This window comes from Sneathiella marina (assembly GCF_023746535.1).
GTDB lineage: Bacteria > Pseudomonadota > Alphaproteobacteria > Sneathiellales > Sneathiellaceae > Sneathiella > Sneathiella marina.
The window spans coordinates 2,988,021-3,008,107 of record NZ_CP098747.1 but is presented as its reverse complement, the minus strand read 5'-3'; the positions used below and the strand labels follow the sequence as shown (position 1 = coordinate 3,008,107).

At 46.4% G+C, this 20,087-nt stretch carries 19 protein-coding genes; 10 read left to right on the top strand and 9 right to left on the bottom strand.

What is annotated here, in order from left to right; all coding sequences use genetic code 11:
- Window positions 1-119: 119 nt before the first annotated feature.
- Window positions 120-737, top strand: a complete 618-nt coding sequence (locus tag NBZ79_RS14540; protein ID WP_251933268.1) for a DUF1127 domain-containing protein — start codon at window positions 120-122, stop codon at window positions 735-737.
- Between the two features lie 77 nt (window positions 738-814).
- Here NBZ79_RS14540 and NBZ79_RS14535 read toward each other — a convergent pair whose 3' ends face one another.
- The 5 genes from NBZ79_RS14535 to gpt all read right to left on the bottom strand — a co-directional run bounded on the left by NBZ79_RS14535 (window position 815) and on the right by gpt (window position 7,224).
- Window positions 815-1,675: a 50S ribosomal protein L11 methyltransferase gene (locus NBZ79_RS14535; protein ID WP_251933267.1), complete on the bottom strand. Its 861-nt coding sequence runs from the start codon at window positions 1,673-1,675 to the stop codon at window positions 815-817.
- Entirely contained in the window at window positions 1,659-3,938 is a 2,280-nt protein-coding gene (locus NBZ79_RS14530) for an ATP-dependent helicase (RefSeq protein WP_251933266.1), read from the bottom strand. Before NBZ79_RS14530 ends, NBZ79_RS14535 begins: the two co-directional genes overlap by 17 nt.
- Before the next feature lie 67 nt (window positions 3,939-4,005).
- Window positions 4,006-5,799, bottom strand: a complete 1,794-nt coding sequence (locus NBZ79_RS14525) for a chloride channel protein (protein ID WP_251933265.1) — start codon at window positions 5,797-5,799, stop codon at window positions 4,006-4,008.
- A 134-nt stretch (window positions 5,800-5,933) separates the two neighbouring features.
- The gene (gene otnI, locus NBZ79_RS14520) at window positions 5,934-6,716 is read right to left on the bottom strand and encodes a 2-oxo-tetronate isomerase (protein WP_251933264.1); all 783 of its coding nucleotides are present in this window, start codon (window positions 6,714-6,716) and stop codon (window positions 5,934-5,936) included.
- 4 nt (window positions 6,717-6,720) lie between these two features.
- Window positions 6,721-7,224, bottom strand: a complete 504-nt coding sequence (gene gpt, locus NBZ79_RS14515; protein ID WP_251933263.1) for a xanthine phosphoribosyltransferase — start codon at window positions 7,222-7,224, stop codon at window positions 6,721-6,723.
- 126 nt (window positions 7,225-7,350) lie between these two features.
- Here gpt and NBZ79_RS14510 point away from each other — a divergent pair, with 126 nt between their 5' ends.
- Both NBZ79_RS14510 and NBZ79_RS14505 read left to right on the top strand, forming a co-directional pair.
- Window positions 7,351-7,596, top strand: a complete 246-nt coding sequence (locus tag NBZ79_RS14510; RefSeq protein WP_251933262.1) for a hypothetical protein — start codon at window positions 7,351-7,353, stop codon at window positions 7,594-7,596.
- A gap of 136 nt (window positions 7,597-7,732) precedes the next feature.
- The gene (locus NBZ79_RS14505) at window positions 7,733-8,431 is read left to right on the top strand and encodes an NnrU family protein (RefSeq protein ID WP_251933261.1); all 699 of its coding nucleotides are present in this window, start codon (window positions 7,733-7,735) and stop codon (window positions 8,429-8,431) included.
- Between the two features lie 8 nt (window positions 8,432-8,439).
- On the opposite strand, the gene NBZ79_RS14500 is transcribed toward NBZ79_RS14505, so the two are convergent.
- Complete coding sequence (locus tag NBZ79_RS14500; RefSeq protein ID WP_251933260.1) at window positions 8,440-8,898, bottom strand: PaaI family thioesterase; 459 nt, start codon at window positions 8,896-8,898, stop codon at window positions 8,440-8,442.
- A 100-nt stretch (window positions 8,899-8,998) separates the two neighbouring features.
- On the opposite strand from NBZ79_RS14500, the gene NBZ79_RS14495 reads away from it, so the two are divergent.
- Window positions 8,999-9,904 (top strand): LysR family transcriptional regulator, encoded by a 906-nt coding sequence (locus NBZ79_RS14495; protein WP_251933259.1) that lies wholly within the window; start codon window positions 8,999-9,001, stop codon window positions 9,902-9,904.
- On the opposite strand, the gene NBZ79_RS14490 is transcribed toward NBZ79_RS14495, so the two are convergent.
- Window positions 9,901-11,391, bottom strand: a complete 1,491-nt coding sequence (locus NBZ79_RS14490; protein ID WP_251933258.1) for an inorganic phosphate transporter — start codon at window positions 11,389-11,391, stop codon at window positions 9,901-9,903. The genes NBZ79_RS14495 and NBZ79_RS14490 overlap by 4 nt on opposite strands.
- Window positions 11,392-11,591: 200 nt before the next feature.
- Here NBZ79_RS14490 and NBZ79_RS14485 point away from each other — a divergent pair, with 200 nt between their 5' ends.
- From NBZ79_RS14485 to NBZ79_RS14465, 5 genes are all read left to right on the top strand, one after another.
- Window positions 11,592-12,767, top strand: coding sequence for a M20 aminoacylase family protein (locus NBZ79_RS14485; protein WP_251933257.1), 1,176 nt, complete (start codon window positions 11,592-11,594; stop codon window positions 12,765-12,767).
- Window positions 12,768-12,917: 150 nt separating this feature from the next.
- The gene (locus NBZ79_RS14480) at window positions 12,918-13,778 is read left to right on the top strand and encodes an MBL fold metallo-hydrolase (protein WP_251933256.1); all 861 of its coding nucleotides are present in this window, start codon (window positions 12,918-12,920) and stop codon (window positions 13,776-13,778) included.
- A gap of 376 nt (window positions 13,779-14,154) precedes the next feature.
- The gene (locus tag NBZ79_RS14475; protein ID WP_251933255.1) at window positions 14,155-14,709 is read left to right on the top strand and encodes a histidine phosphatase family protein; all 555 of its coding nucleotides are present in this window, start codon (window positions 14,155-14,157) and stop codon (window positions 14,707-14,709) included.
- Window positions 14,710-14,898: 189 nt separating this feature from the next.
- Window positions 14,899-15,549, top strand: a complete 651-nt coding sequence (locus NBZ79_RS14470) for a LysE family translocator (RefSeq protein WP_251933254.1) — start codon at window positions 14,899-14,901, stop codon at window positions 15,547-15,549.
- 241 nt (window positions 15,550-15,790) lie between these two features.
- The gene (locus NBZ79_RS14465) at window positions 15,791-16,672 is read left to right on the top strand and encodes a DUF547 domain-containing protein (RefSeq protein WP_251933253.1); all 882 of its coding nucleotides are present in this window, start codon (window positions 15,791-15,793) and stop codon (window positions 16,670-16,672) included.
- 8 nt (window positions 16,673-16,680) lie between these two features.
- Here NBZ79_RS14465 and NBZ79_RS14460 read toward each other — a convergent pair whose 3' ends face one another.
- Window positions 16,681-18,045, bottom strand: coding sequence for a radical SAM protein (locus tag NBZ79_RS14460; RefSeq protein WP_251933252.1), 1,365 nt, complete (start codon window positions 18,043-18,045; stop codon window positions 16,681-16,683).
- Window positions 18,046-18,126: 81 nt separating this feature from the next.
- Window positions 18,127-18,867, bottom strand: a complete 741-nt coding sequence (locus NBZ79_RS14455; protein WP_251933251.1) for a DUF547 domain-containing protein — start codon at window positions 18,865-18,867, stop codon at window positions 18,127-18,129.
- Window positions 18,868-19,358: 491 nt separating this feature from the next.
- On the opposite strand from NBZ79_RS14455, the gene NBZ79_RS14450 reads away from it, so the two are divergent.
- Window positions 19,359-20,078, top strand: a complete 720-nt coding sequence (locus NBZ79_RS14450) for a GntR family transcriptional regulator (protein WP_251933250.1) — start codon at window positions 19,359-19,361, stop codon at window positions 20,076-20,078.
- The last annotated feature ends 9 nt before the right edge of the window (window positions 20,079-20,087 follow it).

Here is a 20,087-nt window from a genome sequence, read left to right as displayed (position 1 = left end):
TTAAGCCATAATCGATGCATAACTGTTGATCCAGAAGAAAGCTAAATTAAATACTCGGAAGCGCTGGAAGGAATGCGGCAGCACTCTTGAGCCTTCGATACTTTTTTTGGGATATTGATATGATGCATTATTATATGACGGATTTTGGAGGGTTTTTTGCAGCGAATGTTGCGCCTGCAAACCCATCTAACCGCAATCATAGAACCGTGGATGAACTTCATTTACGAGCGCGGCGCTTCAGAAGTAGCCATGTGCGGAGAAGGTTAGTGCTAACGGCACAGCTCATCTCCCGGCGCATTGCACTGTACAAACGTAACTCGACCGCAAAAAAAGAACTTTATGCGATGAAGGACTATGAACTTGCCAAACTCGGAATCTCCAGGGGGGAAATCGAGTTTATCGTTAGCGGGCGTCCGCGGAGAAGCTTCTCAACGTCGTTTGCGGCATTGAAACAATATTTAGCGAAAGTCCGGGATAATATTGAAAAAGCAACGCAAAGACGAGCTGGTTATCGTGAATTGATGGCAATGAGTGACTCACAGCTTGCGGATTTAGGTATTTCACGAGGCATGATTGTTGCTGCGGTGCAGGGCAATTTGATTTTATCGCCCTCAAACAGTTCATCTGCAAACATAAATTCTAAACAGGGAAGTCTAACAGCAATTGCGGATAAGAATGATCTGCATAATCCACCTAATGACAACAAACAGGATAACGATCACCGTCACGCGGTTTGATCGTCAGCAGCCGGTTCATATGCATCCCCCCATAGTGTTGATGGACCGGCTGCTTCTTTTCTAGAGCGACAATTCCACTATTTTGACAAGACGAGCGCGCGCCATTCACCTATGGCGTACCGTCGTTGCAACCGCAAGCCTTGTAGTCGGTAACTGCTGAACACCATTTGTTCCTGCTTACCAAGCAAACCCGACAGGATAAGCACTCCATTGTCTGCCAAAGCATTGGCAATGCTGAAAGCCATAGTGACTAGCGGTTTTGCCAGAATATTTGCAACGATCAGATCATAAGGTCCGTGCTGGTGCAGGATGCGGCTATTTAATCCTGCCGCATGTTCTGCCTTAATGAGGGGTGCCAGACCATTCTTCTTGGCATTTTCATTTGTTACCAGGACAGCATCTATATCGATATCGCTGGCGAGAACCGGTCTTCGCCAGGCTTTCGCAATGGCAAGTGCAAGGACGCCTGATCCGCAGCCAAGGTCGAGTGCGTTATAAAACTCCCGCTTTTTCCGTAAGTCATCAATAGCCAAAAGACAGCCGAAGGTCGTTTCATGCAAGCCTGTTCCGAAGGCGCGCCCCGCCTCAATTGTCAGATCATGTCGGGAAATAGAGGGATGAACAGGATCATGGGATCCGTGAATGTAAAATCGTCCTGCATCGACGGGTGGAAGCATTTTCTGGCTTTCCGAAACCCAATCTTTTTGAACCAGAGGGGCAACAAGATAGTCAAGATCAGCGTCTAATTGTTGCAGGAGTTGATCGCCCGGTTTTTGCTCAAACAAGACATTCATTGTCCAAAGGGAACCATCAGCCACAGCTTCTTCTGTTGAAATCGTCAAAGCATGGTCTTCAAGTATCTGTTCAATCGGTTCAAGTTCTGGCAATGGGAGGGTAACGCTGAGCTGCCAGAGGGAGGTATCAGCAGGTTTGGACAAAATTTTCCATCACTTTCTTTGTACCCGCTTTCTCGAAAGCGATTTCGAGTTTCGGACCATCTTTCCGCAAAATACGGCCATAACCGAATTTCTGGTGAAATATACGACTGCCAACTTCCTTGCCGGTGTCACTGCCGTCTGACTTCAAGGGCTGTGTTGTATTGTCCACCAGGGCTTCGTTGGCAGCAGCCCGTTTTTTCATTACATCGGTGTAATGGGTGGGCTCCGCCGTTCGCCATGTGAACGTTGAGGATGCGTCGGAAGCGCGCGATGTGTTGTACACACCTTGTTCAGATTGATCGGCAATATGTTCTTTGGGCAATTCGTCGACGAACCGGCTTGGTAATGAAGACTGCCATTGTCCATGGATACGGCGATTACTGGCGTGACTGATATAACACCGCAATTTGGCGCGCGTAATGCCAACATATGCAAGGCGTCGTTCCTCTTCGAGTGCTTTTAGGCCATTCTCGTCAAGGGCCCGCTGATGAGGAAATAAGCCTTCTTCCCAACCCGGAAGGAAAACGGTGTCATATTCCAACCCTTTTGCGGAATGGAGTGTCATAACGCTTACCATTTCGTCACTTTTATCCTCGTTATTCTCCATAACAAGGGACACATGTTCCAAAAATTGTCCAAGACTTTCATAATCCGCCAGTGCCGGGCCTAGTTCTTTCAGGTTTTCTTTCTTCCCTTCGGCTTCGACTGATTTATCCTGACGCCACATGTCAAAATACCCGCTCTCTTCAAGAACCGCCTCAACTAGCTCATTCGGTGGAATTAGGTCTTTCTGAGCCCGCCAGTGTTCGAAATTTGCGCATAACTCAGAAAGAGCGGCGAGGGGCTTCCCCTTAAACAATTTTTGTTCAACGGCAAGAACAGCTGCCCGGGAAAGTGACAGATTGTTAGCGCGACCAATATTTCGGATTTTTTCCAGGGCTTTGGCACCAAGGCCTCTTTTCGGCAAATTGTAAATTCGCTCAAAAGCCAAATCATCATCCGCCTGATTAATGACCCGAAGATAGGCGAGGACATCGCGTATTTCACGGCGTTCGTAAAATCTCAGGCCACCAATGACGCGATATTTAATTCCCATGCTTAAGAAGCATTCTTCGAAGTCACGGGTTTGAAAACTGGCGCGGACCAAAATTGCTACATCTTTTAAGCTGGCACCTTTGCGTTCGATATTTTCGATTTCATCCGCAACCCACCGAGCTTCGTTTCCACCATCCCACAGCCCGTTGAGAACAACTTTCTCACCGTCATTTCCTTCCGTGAACAAGGTTTTGCCAAGCCGGCTCTCGTTTCGGGAAATGAGTCCTGATGCGGCACCCAATATATGCGATGTAGAACGATAATTTCTTTCCAAGCGAATTACATCGGCACCTGGAAAGTCGTCTTCAAACTTCAATATATTGCCGACTTCAGCACCGCGCCAACCATAAATAGACTGATCATCATCGCCAACGCAGCATATGTTCTTATGTTTCTGCGCCAATAAACGAAGCATTAAATACTGGGCCACATTGGTATCTTGATATTCATCAACAAGAATATATTTGAAGCGGTTTTGATATTGCGCAAGAATCTCCGGGTTTTGCTGGAAGAGTGTCAGGATATGCAGCAGTAAATCGCCAAAATCACACGCATTCTGGGCGGTCAGTCGGGTTTGGTAGATTTTGTATAATTCACCGGCACGGCCATGGGCGAATCCATTACCATCCAGATCTTTCACTTGATCCGGACGTAAACCCTTGTCTTTCCAGCGGTCAATGACTGCCGCTAATCCCCGCGGAGGCCATTTTTTTACGTCGATGCCTTCGTCAACCAGGATTTGCTTCAGCAATCTAAGTTGATCATCTGTATCCAGGATTGTGAAATTGGTATTGAGGCCGACCAATTCAGCGTGGCGGCGTAGTAACCAGACGCCAATTGAGTGGAAGGTCCCAAGCTTAATTTCAATGGCTTGTGGCCCGACAAGATTTGCGGTTCGCTCTCGCATTTCGGCCGCGGCCTTGTTCGTAAAGGTAACGGCAAGAATCTCCCACGGGCGTACATCACGCATATTCAGGATATGAGCCAGCCTGGTGATCAGTACACGTGTTTTCCCCGTACCCGCTCCGGCAAGAACCAAAACGGGTCCGTCAAGAGATTGTACAGCCGCTGTTTGCCCTTCATTCAGGCCATTTAGATAGGAAAGGTCTGGGGGCGGCGACGCTTCTTGAGGGGCGTCAAAATTACCAATGTCGAAATTGTCACTCATGGCTATATGATATAGCTCAACATGATCGGTCCGGCTATACCGGATCTAGGGACAAACCGCTTTAATCCTATTTAAAAACTTTATCCCGGGCGTCGTCCTGGGCGGAGAGTAGTGCCGCATTATAGGCATGCAAAAGATCATTATGATGCAGAATGCCAATAAGTCGGCGGTCGCTGGCTCTATTAATGACCGGAATATGCTCGACACCAGCTTTTTCAATGATACCGATGGCTGCCTTCAGGCTGGTATCCGGAAAAAGGACGGGATTATCTTCATGGACAAGATCCATAGCCGTAAGGTTCTCTTCCGGCTCATCACCGAACAGGTGGGTTTTTAGGTCAGAGTAGTCGATACGGCCAAAAAATTCGTGCGTTTCGGGATCAACAACAACGAATTTGTCATGGTTGGTATTGCCAACGATTTTCCGAAGATCCGCCATTGGTGCATCTTTGGCAACTTCGATAAATTCCCGATCCATAATACCACGCACTTGACGAAAACTTAACTGACGAAGCGCGCGGCTTTCATTGACATCGACATTTCGATTGAGAAGCTGTGTCTGAAATATGCTGCGCCCAATTATATGCTTGGTGATGAGGGTTGCCACAGACACGGCGATCATCACTGCGATAGAGATCTTGTAGTCGCCAGTTAGTTCAAACACGATTAAGATGGTTGAAATGGGCGCTCCCAAGACAGAGGCGGCAACCGCTGACATTCCGATAATGGCGTAGAGTCCATGACTTGCCGCCATTTCAGGAAATGCCTGCGCAGCGATAAGGCCGAAAGCGCCACCGGTCATTGCTCCGATAAACAAGGACGGCGAGAAAAAGCCGCCGCCAAATTTACTGCCAATCGTAATTCCAACGGCCATAGTTTTCACCACAATCAAGGCCAGGAGGAGAAGCAATCCGTAATTGCCCTTTAGCGCACTATCTGTCGCCTCATATCCAACACCGATAATCTGCGGGAACTGAGTGGCAATTAGGCCTAGAATAAGCCCCCCTGCCGCTGGGCGTAAAACGTCAGGGATGTGAAAACGGTCAATGGTTTGCGTAGAAAACGTAATGCTCCATATGAAGATCAATGAAACGAATGCGGATACAACACCTAGCAACGCGATGGCCGGAAATTCCCACAGGGAAACAATACTGTATTGTGGAATGATGAATGCCGGAAAGTCTCCCACATATATGCGACTGATGATCGTTCCGACAACGGAAGCGATCACAATTGGGGCGAAAGCCTGTGTGGCCAGAGACCCGACAACCACCTCAAGGGCAAAGAACATACCGGCAATAGGAGCGTTAAATGACGCGGCAACACCGGAGGCGACGCCGCAAGCAACCAATGTCATATAATATTTGGAAGGTAGTCTTAGCCGCTGCCCGAGCTGGCTGGCGATCATGGCGCCAAAATGTACCACCGGTCCTTCGCGGCCGCTTGACGCCCCGGAGCCAAGTGACACCGCACTTACAAACATGGCACCAAAGCCGGTCAGCAATTTCATCTTCCCACGATTGACGATAACCGCTTCCATTACATCGGCGACACCTTGCGGGCGATGGCCAGGCATCAGGTATTTCAGGAAAAAACCGACAATAAGTCCGCCGATGACAGGGACCGCAACGATTTGCCACCATGGAAGGCTATCCGCCATCGAAATGATATCGTAGCTTCCATATCCATAAAACAGGGTTTGAAGTTCGCTAATGGCGATCCGGAATCCAACCGCCCCATAACCTGCTAACAAGCCGATGGCGATCGCACATGCGACAAGCTTGACAGGCATGCTATTTGTTGCCGAAAAAATCGGGTTGAGAATTTTTTCTTTTGTTTTATTTCGCTCAACGACGGCCATTGTGAAGCCTATTGCCCTAAAAAACCAACATTACGGACACTTAGTTATTTATTTTGATATTCAGGTGTAACGCTATTGTCTTAAAGTTTCAATAATTCCAATGCATTCTGTCACAAAGACTTGATGGAGTATTTTCATTGAGTTAGGAGTTCTTTGGCCCATCCCAAGGTTTTTGAGGTCGTTGTCGACGGCTTGTATTCGCATCCGATCCATCCTGAGTATCTCTCGGATTTCAAAAAATTGAAAATATAGGGATAATTTATTTCACCGTTGCCTGGCTCATAACGATGTGGAGGGTTGGCAATTTGTATATGGCCAATTTTATCAGCATTGGCCAGAAACTGCAGGCAAATGTCACCATCCGTTCGCTGAATATGATACATATCAAACTGAATTCTGAGGCTTGGATGATCGACAATGTTAAGGACAGACGCGGCCATGGAAATATTTTCCAAAAAGAAACCGGGCATGTCTTTCGCATTAATAGGCTCTATTAGGGCAACAACCTGTCGTTTTGCGCATTCTTCCGCTGCGAATGCGAGGTTTTGGTGATAAATCTCCAGCTGTGCACTATGAGAGATCGTCTCATCTCGAAGGCCAGCCATAATGTGGATCTGAGGGCATTGCAGTGCCGTTGCATATTCAAGTGCCAGGAAAATACTATCCCGAAATTCCTGTTCTCTTCCGGAAAGACTAGCAAGGCCTTTTTCTCCCGCTGCCCAGTCGCCGGCGCTGGCATTGAATAAAACCTGCTGCAAGCCATTTTCATTTAAAAGACTGAGGAGTTCAGAGCTCTCCCATTCATAGGGAAATAAATACTCAACGCCTTTAAATCCATCCTTAGCCGCAGCTTTAAACCGGTCAAGAAACGGCAGTTCCTGATATAAAAAGCTTAGGTTTGCGGATAGTTTGAGCATGAGATCACTCCGATTGTGACCGGGTCTCTTCGACAATTGGCTTAACAAATGTTGGTGCTTGGTCCCAAGGAAAAAGGATCCAGGTATCCTGACTCACTTCTGTAATAAATGTATCGACTTGCTCCAGCCCTTTGGGTTTGCCATAAATACTGGCAAAGTGGGCGTTGGGGAGCATTTGGCGCACATGGCGGGCGGTTATGCCGCTATCGACGAGATCATCTACAATCAGCCAGCCTTCGCCGCCGTCTTCCAGATCCAGAGGTTTGATCACATTCACCTCGCCGACGGTTTTGTCATCCCGGTATGCCAAAATACAAATCGTCTCGATGTGACGAATATCGAGTTCCCGGGCGACAATCGCTGCCGGAACCAATCCTCCCCGCGTTACGGCGACGATCCCTTTGAAGGGCGCTTTTTCCATGAGTCGCCAAGCCAGCGCCCGGCCGTTGCGATGCAGTTCTTCCCATGAAACCGGAAAATATTTTGTATAGCCCGCTTCTTGCGTCATTGTTTAATTCCTCATGTTAAGGTTGATGATGGTTTTAGACCGAGGTCACGCAGAAGAAAAGTCCCGATTTCATCAGGCGATCTGCAAAAGCTTTTAACCGGTTACATTTTCCGCTAGTCTAATCCGATGGTCTCAAAACCTCCAACGACGGCGCAGCTGAAATATTTGCGACTTGGCCGTTTCCAGCCAGGTGGCAAATTGCCGCTGTTTGATCCCAATGGTCAGCAAATTAGCGCGATGACCATCCGCAGCTGTATTCGTAAAGGATGGGCGGCTTCATGGTTTAAAAATCCGATCAAACCTGACTGGCTCGTTTGCAAATTGACGGAAGAAGGTATGAAGACTGTCGATAAATATCCCGATCGGCATTGATCTCAAAAGAACAATTTACAGCAAAAATGTGATGAATATCTCAAAGCGTTGAGGTTGTTATCATAAAAATCTTCTCCTAAGGCGTTCGGTATGCCAAACTTTATTTATCTGAAAATAGCGTGGTGGGTGCTTTAGAATGACGGGTTCTTTGTTTATGCTCTCGGCGGCGATGATTGTTTTTCTCGCTATCCATATTATTCCTTCCAGCTACCTTAGGGTTGCCATTGTCTCCAAAGTCGGGACGGGAGCTTATCTAGGCCTTTTCAGTTTGCTATCCATCGCAGCGTTTGCCTGGGTCATATATGCGTATATTCAAACCCCATTTGGAGCACCAATCTGGGATGCAGGGAACGCCGGATTGTATCTGGGGACAGTTTTGATGCCCATCGCCTTTGTGTTATTTGTCAGTGCATATACCAGCCCGAACCCGACAACATTGGGGGGCGATAAATTGGTGGACAAGGAATTCGCTTACAGCGGAATAAATGCCATTACCCGTCACCCCTTGATGTGGTCGATAATCCTTTGGTCTATTGTCCATGTGGTCAATAATTCGGACAGTACATCGATCATTTTTTTTGGTGGCTTTGGAGTGCTGGCTTTGGCTGGAACATTCCTAATTGACGCAAAAAAAGCGCAACAATTAGCAGAAGGTTGGGATCGATATGCTGCCCGGACGTCAAATTTTCCGTTTCTCGCACTTATTCAGGGACGGGCAACATTCTCATTTAAACCGCTTTGGTGGCGCATACTTTTAGGGCTGTTTGTCTTCGCTGCGGTATTCCATTTCCATTCCAGCTTGTTTGGTGTGTCGCCGGTCCCGATGTCATATTAGACAGTCGCCTAAAAAACGGCGCAGGTGGTGTTTCCTGTCGCGTATATTTTGCCGTCCTCGCCAATCAATTTTGCGTCTGCAGTGGCGATCTTGCGGCCTTTGTGAACGACTTCAGACGTGGCAGTTACAATGCCCATTCCGGGCTTCATGGCGCGCAGATATTTGATGTTCAAATCAACAGTGGTGTAATTCTCCCCAGGTTCCATCATTGTATGAACGCTGCAGCCCAAGGCGGAATCAAGTAAAGTCGCTGCATACCCACCATGGATACTGCCTATTGGATTAAGATGTTTGGAGCTTGGTTTTCCTTCAAAGACAGCCTTTCCATATGAAATTTCCTTAAGGGTAAAATCAAGGGTACTGGCTATGGATGGAGCAGGTACTGCGCCTGCGGCCATTGCCTGAAGTTGTTGAAGGCCTGTCATTTGCTGTCGTGCTTTTTCCAAATCGACATTCTGGAGGGTCATGATAATTCCGTTTTATAGTTAGGTTATCGCTTAAAGATAGGGATTAAAATCAATACGAAAATATGCTATTGATGTATATCATCTATACAAAAATGAATGAATGATGTCTTGGGATCTTTACAGATATTTTTTAGCAGTTGCAGAATCTGGCAGCTTATCTGCTGCCGCTCGCCAACTTTCTGTATCGCAACCGACGGTCGGCCGGCAAATTGCTGAGCTTGAAGCCAGGCTGGAAACGCGATTGTTCGAGCGGGCTTCCCATGGATATCTACTGACGACAGCGGGTCAGCAGATAAGGGCCAGAATAGAAGAAACTGCACTCGGGTTTCGAGATATTGAAAGCCAGATTAGGGGGATGGATAAATCGCTTTCCGGATTGATCCGGTTTTCAGCGACGGAAGGATTTGGCAGCTACTGGCTGACACCGAATATCAGCAAATTTCAGAAATTTTATCCGAACATCCGGTTCGAACTTATTCTTGATATCTCTGTCCTTGATTTGCGAAAACGAGAAGCTGACATGGCATTACGGCTTGCAAATCCCAGATCATCCGACTTAATCGGGCGGCGTGTCGGGAAGGCGGGTTTTGGATTGTACGGGGCGAAAAGCTATCTTGAAAGCCGTGGTTATCCGCAGTCTATAGATGATCTCAAGGATCACGACTTTATTGGATGGCAGCAGAACCGGGGTGATATTGCTCTGACGAGGGCGCTGTCGAAGATGGTTGCAGAAGAAAATATTAAATTTCAGTGCAATACCGTTGCGGCCCAGATCGAAGCGGTACAAAACGGGATGGGGTTGTTTTTAGCACCACATTATTTGGTGCCAAAAGATGAATCAGTTGTTCGGCTCCTTTCAGATCAGATTAATCAGAATATCGATTTGTGGCTGCTTACCCATCGTGACCTGATCGGGACAAGCCGAATTCGCGTGTTTCTTAATTTCTTATATGAGCAGTTTCAAAAAGACGCTGAAATGCTGCTAAATGGTGACGAGCGCTCTTAAGATGCGAAATGAGAGATCAAAAGAAAGATCCCCCCGGCCAGGAGGGCGGCACATGGAACAGTTATTACCCAGGCGGCAATGATGGTTACGAAATGAGATCTGCGTACCAGCTTTTTGCGACGGTTATTACTTGTTTCGTTGTGTTCATCCGGCAGGTTGCTTTCAGGGTTAATTTTTGCGGCCTGCTTGCCAGAGCGTATTTTCTTTGCGCGGCGTTCCGTGTCCCATTCCCGAAAGAATCCCACACCAAATACAGCCCCGACTGCAATATGTGTTGAACTCACAGGAAGGCCAAGTGCGGAGGCAACTAAAACTGTTATACCGGCAGACAGGGCGACACAGTAGGCCCGCATAGGGTTCATTTTTGTGATCTGTTCACCAACGGTTTTGATCAACTTGGGTCCGAAAAGAAACAGTCCGGCACTGAGCCCGAATGCACCGATAGCCATAACCCAAAGCGGGATTCCAACCTTTGCATCAATAGCACCGGACGCTGATGTACTGACAATTGCAGCAAGGGGGCCAACAGCATTGGCAACATCATTGGCGCCATGGGCAAAAGACAGAAGGGCAGCAGAGCAAATAAGCGGGATCGTAAACAGAATGCGTAAGGACTTGTTTCGGTTTTCCATACCGATCGCAGCCTTAGCGACAATTGGCTTAACCGCGGCATAAACGCCAGCAAATAATGCCAAGGAGACAAATAGGATCGTCAGGCCATCCGGGCGCCAGATTTTCTTTAGACCCTTCATAATCAAGTATGCGGAAAAGACGCCAGCCATGACAGCCACGAGCAAGGGAACCCAGCGTTTGGCTGCAGCAATTTTATCATCCTGATAGATAATGTAGAATTTGATAAACGCTAGAAATATTGCGGCTATGATCCCGCCCATAACGGGTGAGATAACCCAGCTTGCTGCAATGGCGCTCATGGTGCCCCAGCTGACAACGCTAAATCCTGCTGCGGCAATTCCGGCACCCATGACGCCACCAACAACGGCATGAGTTGTCGAAACCGGCGCCCCAATCCAGGTCGCAATATTAACCCATAGGGCAGCAGAGAATAGTGCTGCAATCATGGCCCAAATAAAGATCTGGCTGCTTTCCATGGCAGAGGGGTCAATGATCCCTTTTTTAATGGTATTCACCACGTCACCGCCGGCTAATATGGCGCCTGCCGCCTCAAAGATGGCGGCAATAATTAGGGCTCCCGTCATGGTCAACGCTCGCGAGCCGACCGCCGGTCCTACATTGTTTGCCACATCATTTGCCCCAATATTAAGGGCCATATAGCCGCCAATAATAGCGGCAATTATGATGAGTGTAGAATGCTCTCCTGACGTGATGATGCTTGCGGAAAATGCCCAGACAATAAGCAGAAACAATCCGGCCAATGCAATGGCTTTATAGCTATTGACTGCATAAATCCCCTGAGACTCAATTTGTCCAATTCGATCCAGATCTTTATCGAGAGTTTGTTTGACCATGATATTACTGATTGTCCCCAAGTGATCGAATCTGATTGTCCAAAATCTGACCCGCTTTCTAATCCATGAATGGAGTGAAGGAAAGTGGGTTTGTCGAAATATTACGTTTTCATATTTATTGGCGGGCTTTTAATAATCGAGGACAATGTGCTAGGCTTTGCGCAAAGAACAACAATTCGATTAAAACAGGAAAAATATCCATGAAAATCCTTCCAGAACTTAAAGACCTGCATAAAGAAATGACTGACTGGCGCCATCGGATTCATAAACATCCGGAAACCGCATTTGAAGAATATGAGACATCTGATTTTGTTGCTGAAAAACTCGAAAGTTTTGGCTTGGAAGTTCACCGGGGGTTGGGGAAAACAGGGGTTGTCGGTACATTGACAAGTGGTACCGGTAATCGCGCCATTGGGCTGCGCGCGGATATGGATGCGCTGGATTTACAGGAACTTAATGAATTTGAACATCGGTCGCAGGTGGATGGCAAGATGCATGGCTGTGGACATGATGGCCATACGGTAATGTTGCTAGGGGCGGCAAAGCATTTGTCGGAATCAAAGAATTTTGATGGCACTGTCAGGTTTATTTTTCAGCCGGCGGAGGAGAATGTCGCGGGCGGTCGCGTTATGATCAGTGATGGGTTGTTCGAGAAGTTCCCTGTCGACAGTGTGTTTGGAATGCATAATATGCCCGGCCATGAGGTGGGCACTTTTGCTGTCTGCAAGGGGCCCATCATGGCGTCCGCAGATTTTTTTGAAGCAAAAATAACTGGCAACGGAGGCCATGGTGCCTTTCCGCATTTAGCGACGGACCCCATTGTTATATCCGCTGAGATCATTCAAGCCTGGCAAAGTATTGTAAGCCGCAATGTTGATCCGCTTCAGTCGGCTGTTATCACCGTTGCCCAAATTCATGGCGGCCATACCGGTAATGTAATTCCGGCAGAAGTACTTATGAGCGGGACCACCCGCGCTTTTGATCCGGATGTTCAGGATATGATTGAAAGCCGGATGCGGCAGATTGCCGTCGGAATTGCCGAGGCACATGGCGCAACTGCAGAATTTACTTATGACCGGCGATATGCGCCGACAATTAATACCGCGGATGAAACAGATGAGGCGATTGCAGCGGCGGCGAAATTGGTTGGCAATGATGGCGTCAATGAGAATGTAACGCCTGTTATGGGAGCCGAGGATTTTTCCTGGATGCTGAAAGAACGTCCAGGATGTTATATTATGATCGCAAACGGGTCAGGTGAAGGCAGTTGTCACGTTCATAACCCAAATTACGATTTTAATGACGAAATTTTACCCCTTGGCGCCAATTACTGGGTAGAGCTGACAGAACGGATTCTGGACCGCGAAGCATCCTGATAGAGAGAAAAATCGAAAAATTGGCCAATCACGGTCAATTTTTCGTGACGACCATTACAAAGTAAGACGATTACCCTTGGTAAATGTCGTTCGTAAATAACAAATTAGGTATTATGATGTTTCTCTAGGACTGGGGTGACTCGAGGCTTGATGAGTATAAATGTGAAATTTTGGGGTGTTCGTGGGTCAATAGCGACTCCTTCCGCAGACCATATGAAATATGGCGGTAATACCTCCTGCGTTGAGGTGAACGTCAATGGGCGTATCATAATTCTTGATGCCGGAACGGGGGTCCGCCTGCTCGGGAATTGTCTGATGGAACGCGACCTCAAAGACTATTTATTTCTTCAGTCGCATACTCATTGGGATCACATAAACGGCTTTCCCTTTTTTGGGCCAGTTTACCGGGACGATGTCAGCATAAAAATCATGGCCGGGCATTTAAGTGAATGTGGGGGTATCAAAAAGGTGCTCTCCTCTCAAATGTGTCAACCGACATTTCCCGTTCCTTTTTCTGAACTTTCTGCGAATTTGAGCTTTACGGACTTTAAAGCCGGCGAGTCGTTTTCGCTGGGGGACGGAATTTTCGTTCGAACTGCACCCTTGAAACATCCGGATGGTGGCACCGGATACCGTATCGAGCATGGCGGAAGCGCCATTTGCTACATAACGGATACGGAGCATGTTATCGGTCATCCTGATAAAGATATTCTGGATCTTATTGAGGGGGCGGATTTGGTTATTTATGATTCAACCTATACCGATGAAGAATATCCAAAATTTGCGGGCTGGGGGCACTCTACCTGGCAAGAGGGTATTCGGTTATGTCAGGCGGCAAATGTGGGACAAATGGCAATTTTTCACCATGACCCTTCGCATGATGATGCGTTTATGGACAATATTGCAGAACAGGCGAGCAAAGTCTGGTCAAATGTTTTTGTCGCACAAGAGGGCATGACGGTGTCTATTGAACCTGCTGAGCTGGAAGAGAAAATTTCCGTCGCCTATTAGACAACAATTCCTTGCGGTGCGCAGATTGGCAAAATTTACGTAGAACATCGCAATGGATTGGAATTCCCGTTGCTCTGCCAAGCATACTCTGAAACTCTCTTTTTTAATGTTTTCCCTTCAAACGCCAGTAAATTTACAGGACTGTCGCCCGCTACTATTGTTGGTGTAAAAATGAAGTCCTCAATAAATTTACGATGGCTTCGCAGTTTATCCTCAGGTTTTCGACGACCTGAGAGTCACCCTGATCATATCTGGCGTGGTGAGATCAGTGATCGAATTTTTGGAATTCGTTATTTTTTTCCATTCTAAGGTAAATGTTTGTTTTCTGCGGAGCAGAATGTGTTACTTGAAAGATATCAAGAAGAGGGGATTGAGTGTGGGTGTTAAAATTTATCTTGTTCGACATGGTGAAGCCGGCGGAGCTTGGGATAGTACAGCAGACCCGGGATTGAGCGTAAAAGGGATTTCGCAGGCGGATACTGTCGCGCGGCAGTTGAATGAGGCAATTGCACCGGTTAGAATTTTTAGCAGCCCCTTGCAAAGGGCCCAAGAAACCGCCAAGCCTATTGGTGAATTATGGCACCAGTCAGTGGATATTGCCCCACAATTAACGGAAGTACCGTCCGCTGGCATAGAATTTAAAGATCGCCGACAATGGTTGACAGGAGTTCTACAAGGGCAGTGGAGCGACCAATCGAATGTGCTTAAAAACTGGCGATCCAATATCGTAGAATTTGCCAAAAGCCAGACGGAAGATGCAATTTTCGTAACCCATTTTGTTGTTATAAACTCGTTGGTCGGATTTACTGAAAGTAATGATAATGTTCTTGTTTTTCGACCCGATACTTGTTCTGTGACCACAATTGGATTGAATGTAGACAGGCTCCATCTAATCGAAAAAGGGCAGGAAGCCCTTACGGTGATCAAATAAAAATTGACTGCGTGCAGCGCGCGCAGAAAGATCGTGCAATTTGCCCAATTGATTTAACGGCTCATGATCTTGGTTATGCGTTTCTGAATTTGATCAATTAATGCCCAGTAGGAAGTTGGTGCATCAACTCCCCAATTTTTCTATTATGCCGTAAGCTCTCGTCATAAGGTAATCTTCCCCGGAGTTGTTTTGGAATTTCTCCCGCCCTTATTAACACTGGCTCTCGTGCAGGTACTGGCTGTTGTTAGCCCAGGTCAGTCGTTCCTTGTCATTTCGAAACTGGCGTTGTCAGCAGGGAGAGCGGCAGCCTTATCCGCAAGTATCGGTATGGGCCTGGGCTCCATAGTTTGGGCAACCGCAGCGATGGTCGGTCTTGCGGTTGCGTTGAAGAATGATCAGTGGCTGTATGCCGCGTTGAAGTTTTGCGGTGGTGGTTATCTGGGTTATCTCGCCGCTTCCCACTGGCGGCACGCTCACGATACGAGCTTGGGGGAGACGCGAGAGACCGGAAATGTAACTTTGTCTAGGGCTTTCTTGCAAGGCTTTCTAACACAGCTTGCAAACCCAAAAGTTGTCATATTTTTCGGCTCTATTTTCTTTGCCTTTATTCCGCCTCACGCGCCAACTTGGGTTTCTCTGGTATGTTTGATAATTGTTTTTTTCAACGAAACACTTTGGTATTCCATTGTTGCATTTGCCTTTTCCATCAGGAAATCACAGAATTTCTATTATCGAGCAAAAACTTGGATGGACCGTATGATGGCGCTTATTCTCGGTGCCATCAGCCTTAAATTAATTCTGGATGCGCTTCGGATTGCAATTGGATCTTTTGAGGGCTGATGCTCGCTGGTTGCCACTCTATGTTTCGTCCAATAATACCGGTTTTTATGTGTATTGAGCCAATGTGACACCGCTCTCCAGCTTCCCCATCATTCACGTGTCCCTCTGTCGAATGTGACAGGTTTGGTGCCAAGCCGATAAAGTTATTGTGACCGTACTGTTATTTTTTCGCAAGTGAGCGAGATGATAGAATACGACCTCTGTAGAACATTCAATATTGGAAATGGAAACGAGCTGAGCAATGAGATATCTGGTACTTGCAACACTTATTTTATTCCTGGGTGGATGCGCCTCCTTAGAACGTCTGGCAATTCCAAATAGCGACCTGCTTGACGAAGAACATCAGGTTTTTGGGGTTGCAAATGATGTAGATCATGAAGAATGGGGAGGTTTTTTAGAGACATATACGTTTCTTGACGAACTGGGTGTTGTACGGGTCGCATATTCTGAAGTAACTGATGCCGACCATAATCAACTAAAAAATTATATTGAACTTCTGTCGAACGCGGATTCGTCGAAGCTGTCTAAAAATTCTCAATTAGCATACTGGGTCAATCTTTATAATGCCAAAACAGTTGATATAATTTTGGACCATTACCCTGTTGCGAGTATTCGAAATATTAAGGACGGCATTTTTGACTTAGGCCCTTGGGAAGACAAGCGCCTAATTGTGAACGGAGAATCTCTGAGTTTACATGATATAGAACATGGAATTGTACGCCCGGTATGGTCTGCTGAACCACGTATCCATTATCTTTTGAATTGCGCGGCGACGGGTTGTCCAAATTTAGGCCGTAAAGCATATACAGCAGAGAATGTTGAAGGCGCAATGGCGCAGGCTGCACGGGAATATGTAAATAATATGCGTGGGGTGTCCGTAATGGAGGATGGGAGAATATATGTTTCCAAAATCTATAGCTGGTATCTGGAGGATTTTGGAGGGTCGGAAGCGTCAGTGCTCCGCCATTTGCGGGAATATGCAAATGCTGATTTGAAGAAATATTTGCAAAATGCGGATGGGATTGGCGGCTATTTTTATGACTGGTCCCTAAATGAGGGAATGGATCCAAACAAGCGCCTAACAGCCGACGGACTGGTTACTGGAAGCGATATGCGCGATTAGATTTCATACTAGAGCCCTTTTTCCTTGTTTCTGGCGGCACGAAGTCGCCCTTTCAAGCGTTTCACGGAAAATAATTCCGGTTCCTGATTTAATAGATTGGCGGGTATGGGATTCCATTCGGGATTGTTACCGATCGCTGGAACCGGCTGCGAAATCATTGTGTTACGTTTGGCGTTATGAACACACATTGATAGGGGCCCATTTGCAGTTGCCACCATGAAAACGCAGGATTTGCATCGACCCGCTTCCAGTTTTTCCGCGTCCATGAAATTATGGATGAAAAAGCTGATTCTGTGTGGTCTGTTTCCCGTTAATAAGCCAACTTTTAAGGACCAGCATTTCCTGACAATATAGGCCAATGCCCGCCCGGCAAGTAAAGGCGATGTGAAACAGGCTTTTATTGTTTCCCACATAATCTCACTGCCAACACTCCAATTCTTTTTTAAATTTTCCTCCGACAACAATGAGAATAACTGCCTAAAAAACCCACTGTCTTCATAGAGAGGTGTTCGAGCATTTCCAGCTTTGAAAAGGGCAGTGTACTTATTGCAATCAGGATGGCCGATTAAGGGCATATCAAAGGGGAGCTTTATTCCTGCTCCTTTTTCAATAAGCGCCATTACTGAATGCTGGGAGATTAAGTCTTCATTACGTTCCCGTAAGACCCCGCGCCCGGTGTCGGCCTGCATTTGAAAAGACGCCAAACTGACCTTGTTAGCGTGATCTATGAAAAACTCTACTAAGTCAGGAATAGAATGAAAATTTCCATCGAAGATTGTGGTATTGAAAAGTACCCTTAAGGGTAGGCCTTCCGTACGATTGATATATTCGAGACGGACTGAGTTTAGCAAATTTTCAGTGTTGCCGTTCTTGCGTCCTTGAGTTGCGTCGACGTGAAAAACAACATCATCTAGTCCTGCTTCTGATAATCTTTCAAGCATATCCCGACTGGCTTTTATACCGTTCGTAAAGAGAGCACTTCGCATATTGTATGATTTGATCTCTTCTACTATTTCCACAAGCTCCGAAATTGATCGTAAGGTGGGATCTCCTCCGGTAATCTGGACATTCGTGAAATCCCCATAATGAGCATGAATCATTTTGATGCGCCGTTTTAGTTCAAAAACGGGAACATCTTTGACAACTTCTGCAATTTCAGAAAGGTAGCAGAGCGAGCAATCCAAATTGCAACGTTGCGTAATTTCCAATGCAACACAAGCAATCGGGAAATTTCTTCCTGCCATTTGAGCGGCAGTAAACCACTTTTCTTGCTGCAGACCAGTACGGAGCGGTTTTGATAAATCTTCAGGCGTGTCGGTTCTTATTCCTGCGGGTAAGAAATCGTGAATTTCCTTGTTTGTTAGATAGCCCATATTCGATCAGTTCAATTCATTTATTGCCAGTGCCTGTTTAAGGGATGAGTTCCCATTCCTCTTTTTTGCAGCGAGATCAGGTCATGATTTGTTTAGTGACCAGTCGTAGCTGAAAAATTTTATTTCTGTCTGATCATTAATCAGGCTTGGAAAATAAGGCATTAACCAGCTATGCAGATTCCGATCGTCGAAATCTTCCCCAAACCAATCCATGACCTTTGTAACGTGAATAATATTCTGGGCCGGACTTTTACGAAAACCTTTAGTGCCATTGCTGAATGTCAAGGTGACTTGATCAGCCAGCTGTGTGTTGAGTTTTTCCGGTCGATAGGCTTCGACGCGTAAATCCGGGCAGGATTTTGCGGCACAGTTTATCGCGAAATGGATGCGGGCTTCTCCAAGAGGGCGGATGATATCGTGTTCAATATTGTCTAGTGTATAGGATTGCCCAGCTATTTCCCATGTGTGTTTACTCCAAGGGCTGCTGAACAGCCCGCCGAGATTCTTGATACTTTCAGGTTCTTTCTCACGAATAATCAGATCGATTGTAAGGACATTGTAGGCGTTGATCCAAAACGCCAATTTTTCTTCTTTCGATAATAACGTAGCTGGATTTGTTGTTAGAATATCGTCCCGTACAAGTGTATGGCGGGGGTCTTTCCCCCAGGCGCCATAATTTACGCCATTGTATCGAATGCCATCTACAGTTTTGGTTTCGACGTGAGTTGCGAGTAAACCATCCAATTGATCGAAGTAAGCCCAAGTTGCTTGAGGGAAAACAGCAGTGATCAAGACGATAAAAGCTATCGGTATAGCTCTCATTCTAGCTCCTTTCATGAAGGCACTGCCGGTCAAAGCAAAGAGGATCTTCAACGATGGGGAAGGGCTAACGAGTTTGTTATCTACACCAGTTGCGAGGATATGTTTGGATCGGCAGAATAATATCAAATTACAAGGAAATATTTTCATGAATGATATTTAGTCGCGGTGGCAAGCGAGCTCAAGTAACTTAGAGATGACATTGGCGTGAGGATATTATCAGGACGTAATTTCTTCATGCTCCACTGCGATTGCGGTAAGTCCCGCGCGACTTAAATGATTTTTCTATGGCAACAGCAAAGATTGAGATATGAAGTTTGGAGAAATTTGTATACAAAATTTAAACTCTTCAGCAGGGAGTGCGTACGGTTTTTTCACTTCTTTTTATATACTTATATGAATTTAGGCTAAAAATACTGTGTGTTAGCTCCTTACCATCCTGATTGTATGCAAAAATATTGACGCCAGCTTAATACAGATGATACTAAGAAATCATGGCCGATGAACCGACAGCACAAGAATCTTCCGAAGAATTCACCAATAATGAACAAGCTTCAAATGCTGGCGCAGTTATCACGCTTCCATTGGTGCATCAGGTTGCCAGCCTTATGCGTGATATGATTGTTCAAGATGAACTTAAGCAGGGTGAACCGATCCGGGAACGCATTGTTTCGGAGGCTTTGAATGTCTCCCGAACGCCCCTTCGCGAAGGGCTTAAAATTCTTGCGGCAGAAGGCCTTGTGGAGTTGATCCCAAATCGTGGTGCCATTGTTGCAAATCCTACGCCTGAAGAGACACGGGACAAGTTGATTTTATTGAGTGTCTTGGAGGCATTTGCCGGTGAGTTGGCCGTTAAATTTGCAACAAAGCTTGATGTCGATGAAATAACCGCATTGCATTATGAAATGCTTGCTGCCCAAAAGCGCAATAACCGTCTTCAATATTTTAAACTGAATCAGGATATTCACTCAGGTATCGTTCGCCTAAGTCAGAATAGTGCACTGATCGAAAATCACACGCGCCTCAATCTGCAGGTCTACAGGGCTCGGTATAGAAATAATCTCAAAAACACAGAATGGGGACGTTCCATTAGTGAACATGAGAAAATTATCGCAGTTTTGCAAGAGCGTAATGGAGATGCGCTTTCAGCAATTTTGCGTCGGCATATGGAGCCTGTTTGGGCCAATGTAATGGAGGAAGCGGTAAATAATTAGTCCATTCTA

Coding starts and splice junctions, on each gene's coding strand:
- NBZ79_RS14540 (WP_251933268.1), top strand. CDS start 120: ATGATGCATTATTATATGACGGATTTTGGAGGGTTTTTTGCAGCGAAT.
- NBZ79_RS14530 (WP_251933266.1), bottom strand. CDS start 3,938: ATGAGTGACAATTTCGACATTGGTAATTTTGACGCCCCTCAAGAAGCG.
- NBZ79_RS14525 (WP_251933265.1), bottom strand. CDS start 5,799: ATGGCCGTCGTTGAGCGAAATAAAACAAAAGAAAAAATTCTCAACCCG.
- otnI (WP_251933264.1), bottom strand. CDS start 6,716: ATGCTCAAACTATCCGCAAACCTAAGCTTTTTATATCAGGAACTGCCG.
- gpt (WP_251933263.1), bottom strand. CDS start 7,224: ATGACGCAAGAAGCGGGCTATACAAAATATTTTCCGGTTTCATGGGAA.
- NBZ79_RS14510 (WP_251933262.1), top strand. CDS start 7,351: ATGGTCTCAAAACCTCCAACGACGGCGCAGCTGAAATATTTGCGACTT.
- NBZ79_RS14505 (WP_251933261.1), top strand. CDS start 7,733: ATGACGGGTTCTTTGTTTATGCTCTCGGCGGCGATGATTGTTTTTCTC.
- NBZ79_RS14500 (WP_251933260.1), bottom strand. CDS start 8,898: ATGACCCTCCAGAATGTCGATTTGGAAAAAGCACGACAGCAAATGACA.
- NBZ79_RS14495 (WP_251933259.1), top strand. CDS start 8,999: ATGATGTCTTGGGATCTTTACAGATATTTTTTAGCAGTTGCAGAATCT.
- NBZ79_RS14490 (WP_251933258.1), bottom strand. CDS start 11,391: ATGGTCAAACAAACTCTCGATAAAGATCTGGATCGAATTGGACAAATT.
- NBZ79_RS14485 (WP_251933257.1), top strand. CDS start 11,592: ATGAAAATCCTTCCAGAACTTAAAGACCTGCATAAAGAAATGACTGAC.
- NBZ79_RS14480 (WP_251933256.1), top strand. CDS start 12,918: ATGAGTATAAATGTGAAATTTTGGGGTGTTCGTGGGTCAATAGCGACT.
- NBZ79_RS14465 (WP_251933253.1), top strand. CDS start 15,791: ATGAGATATCTGGTACTTGCAACACTTATTTTATTCCTGGGTGGATGC.
- NBZ79_RS14460 (WP_251933252.1), bottom strand. CDS start 18,045: ATGGGCTATCTAACAAACAAGGAAATTCACGATTTCTTACCCGCAGGA.
- NBZ79_RS14455 (WP_251933251.1), bottom strand. CDS start 18,867: ATGAGAGCTATACCGATAGCTTTTATCGTCTTGATCACTGCTGTTTTC.
- NBZ79_RS14450 (WP_251933250.1), top strand. CDS start 19,359: ATGGCCGATGAACCGACAGCACAAGAATCTTCCGAAGAATTCACCAAT.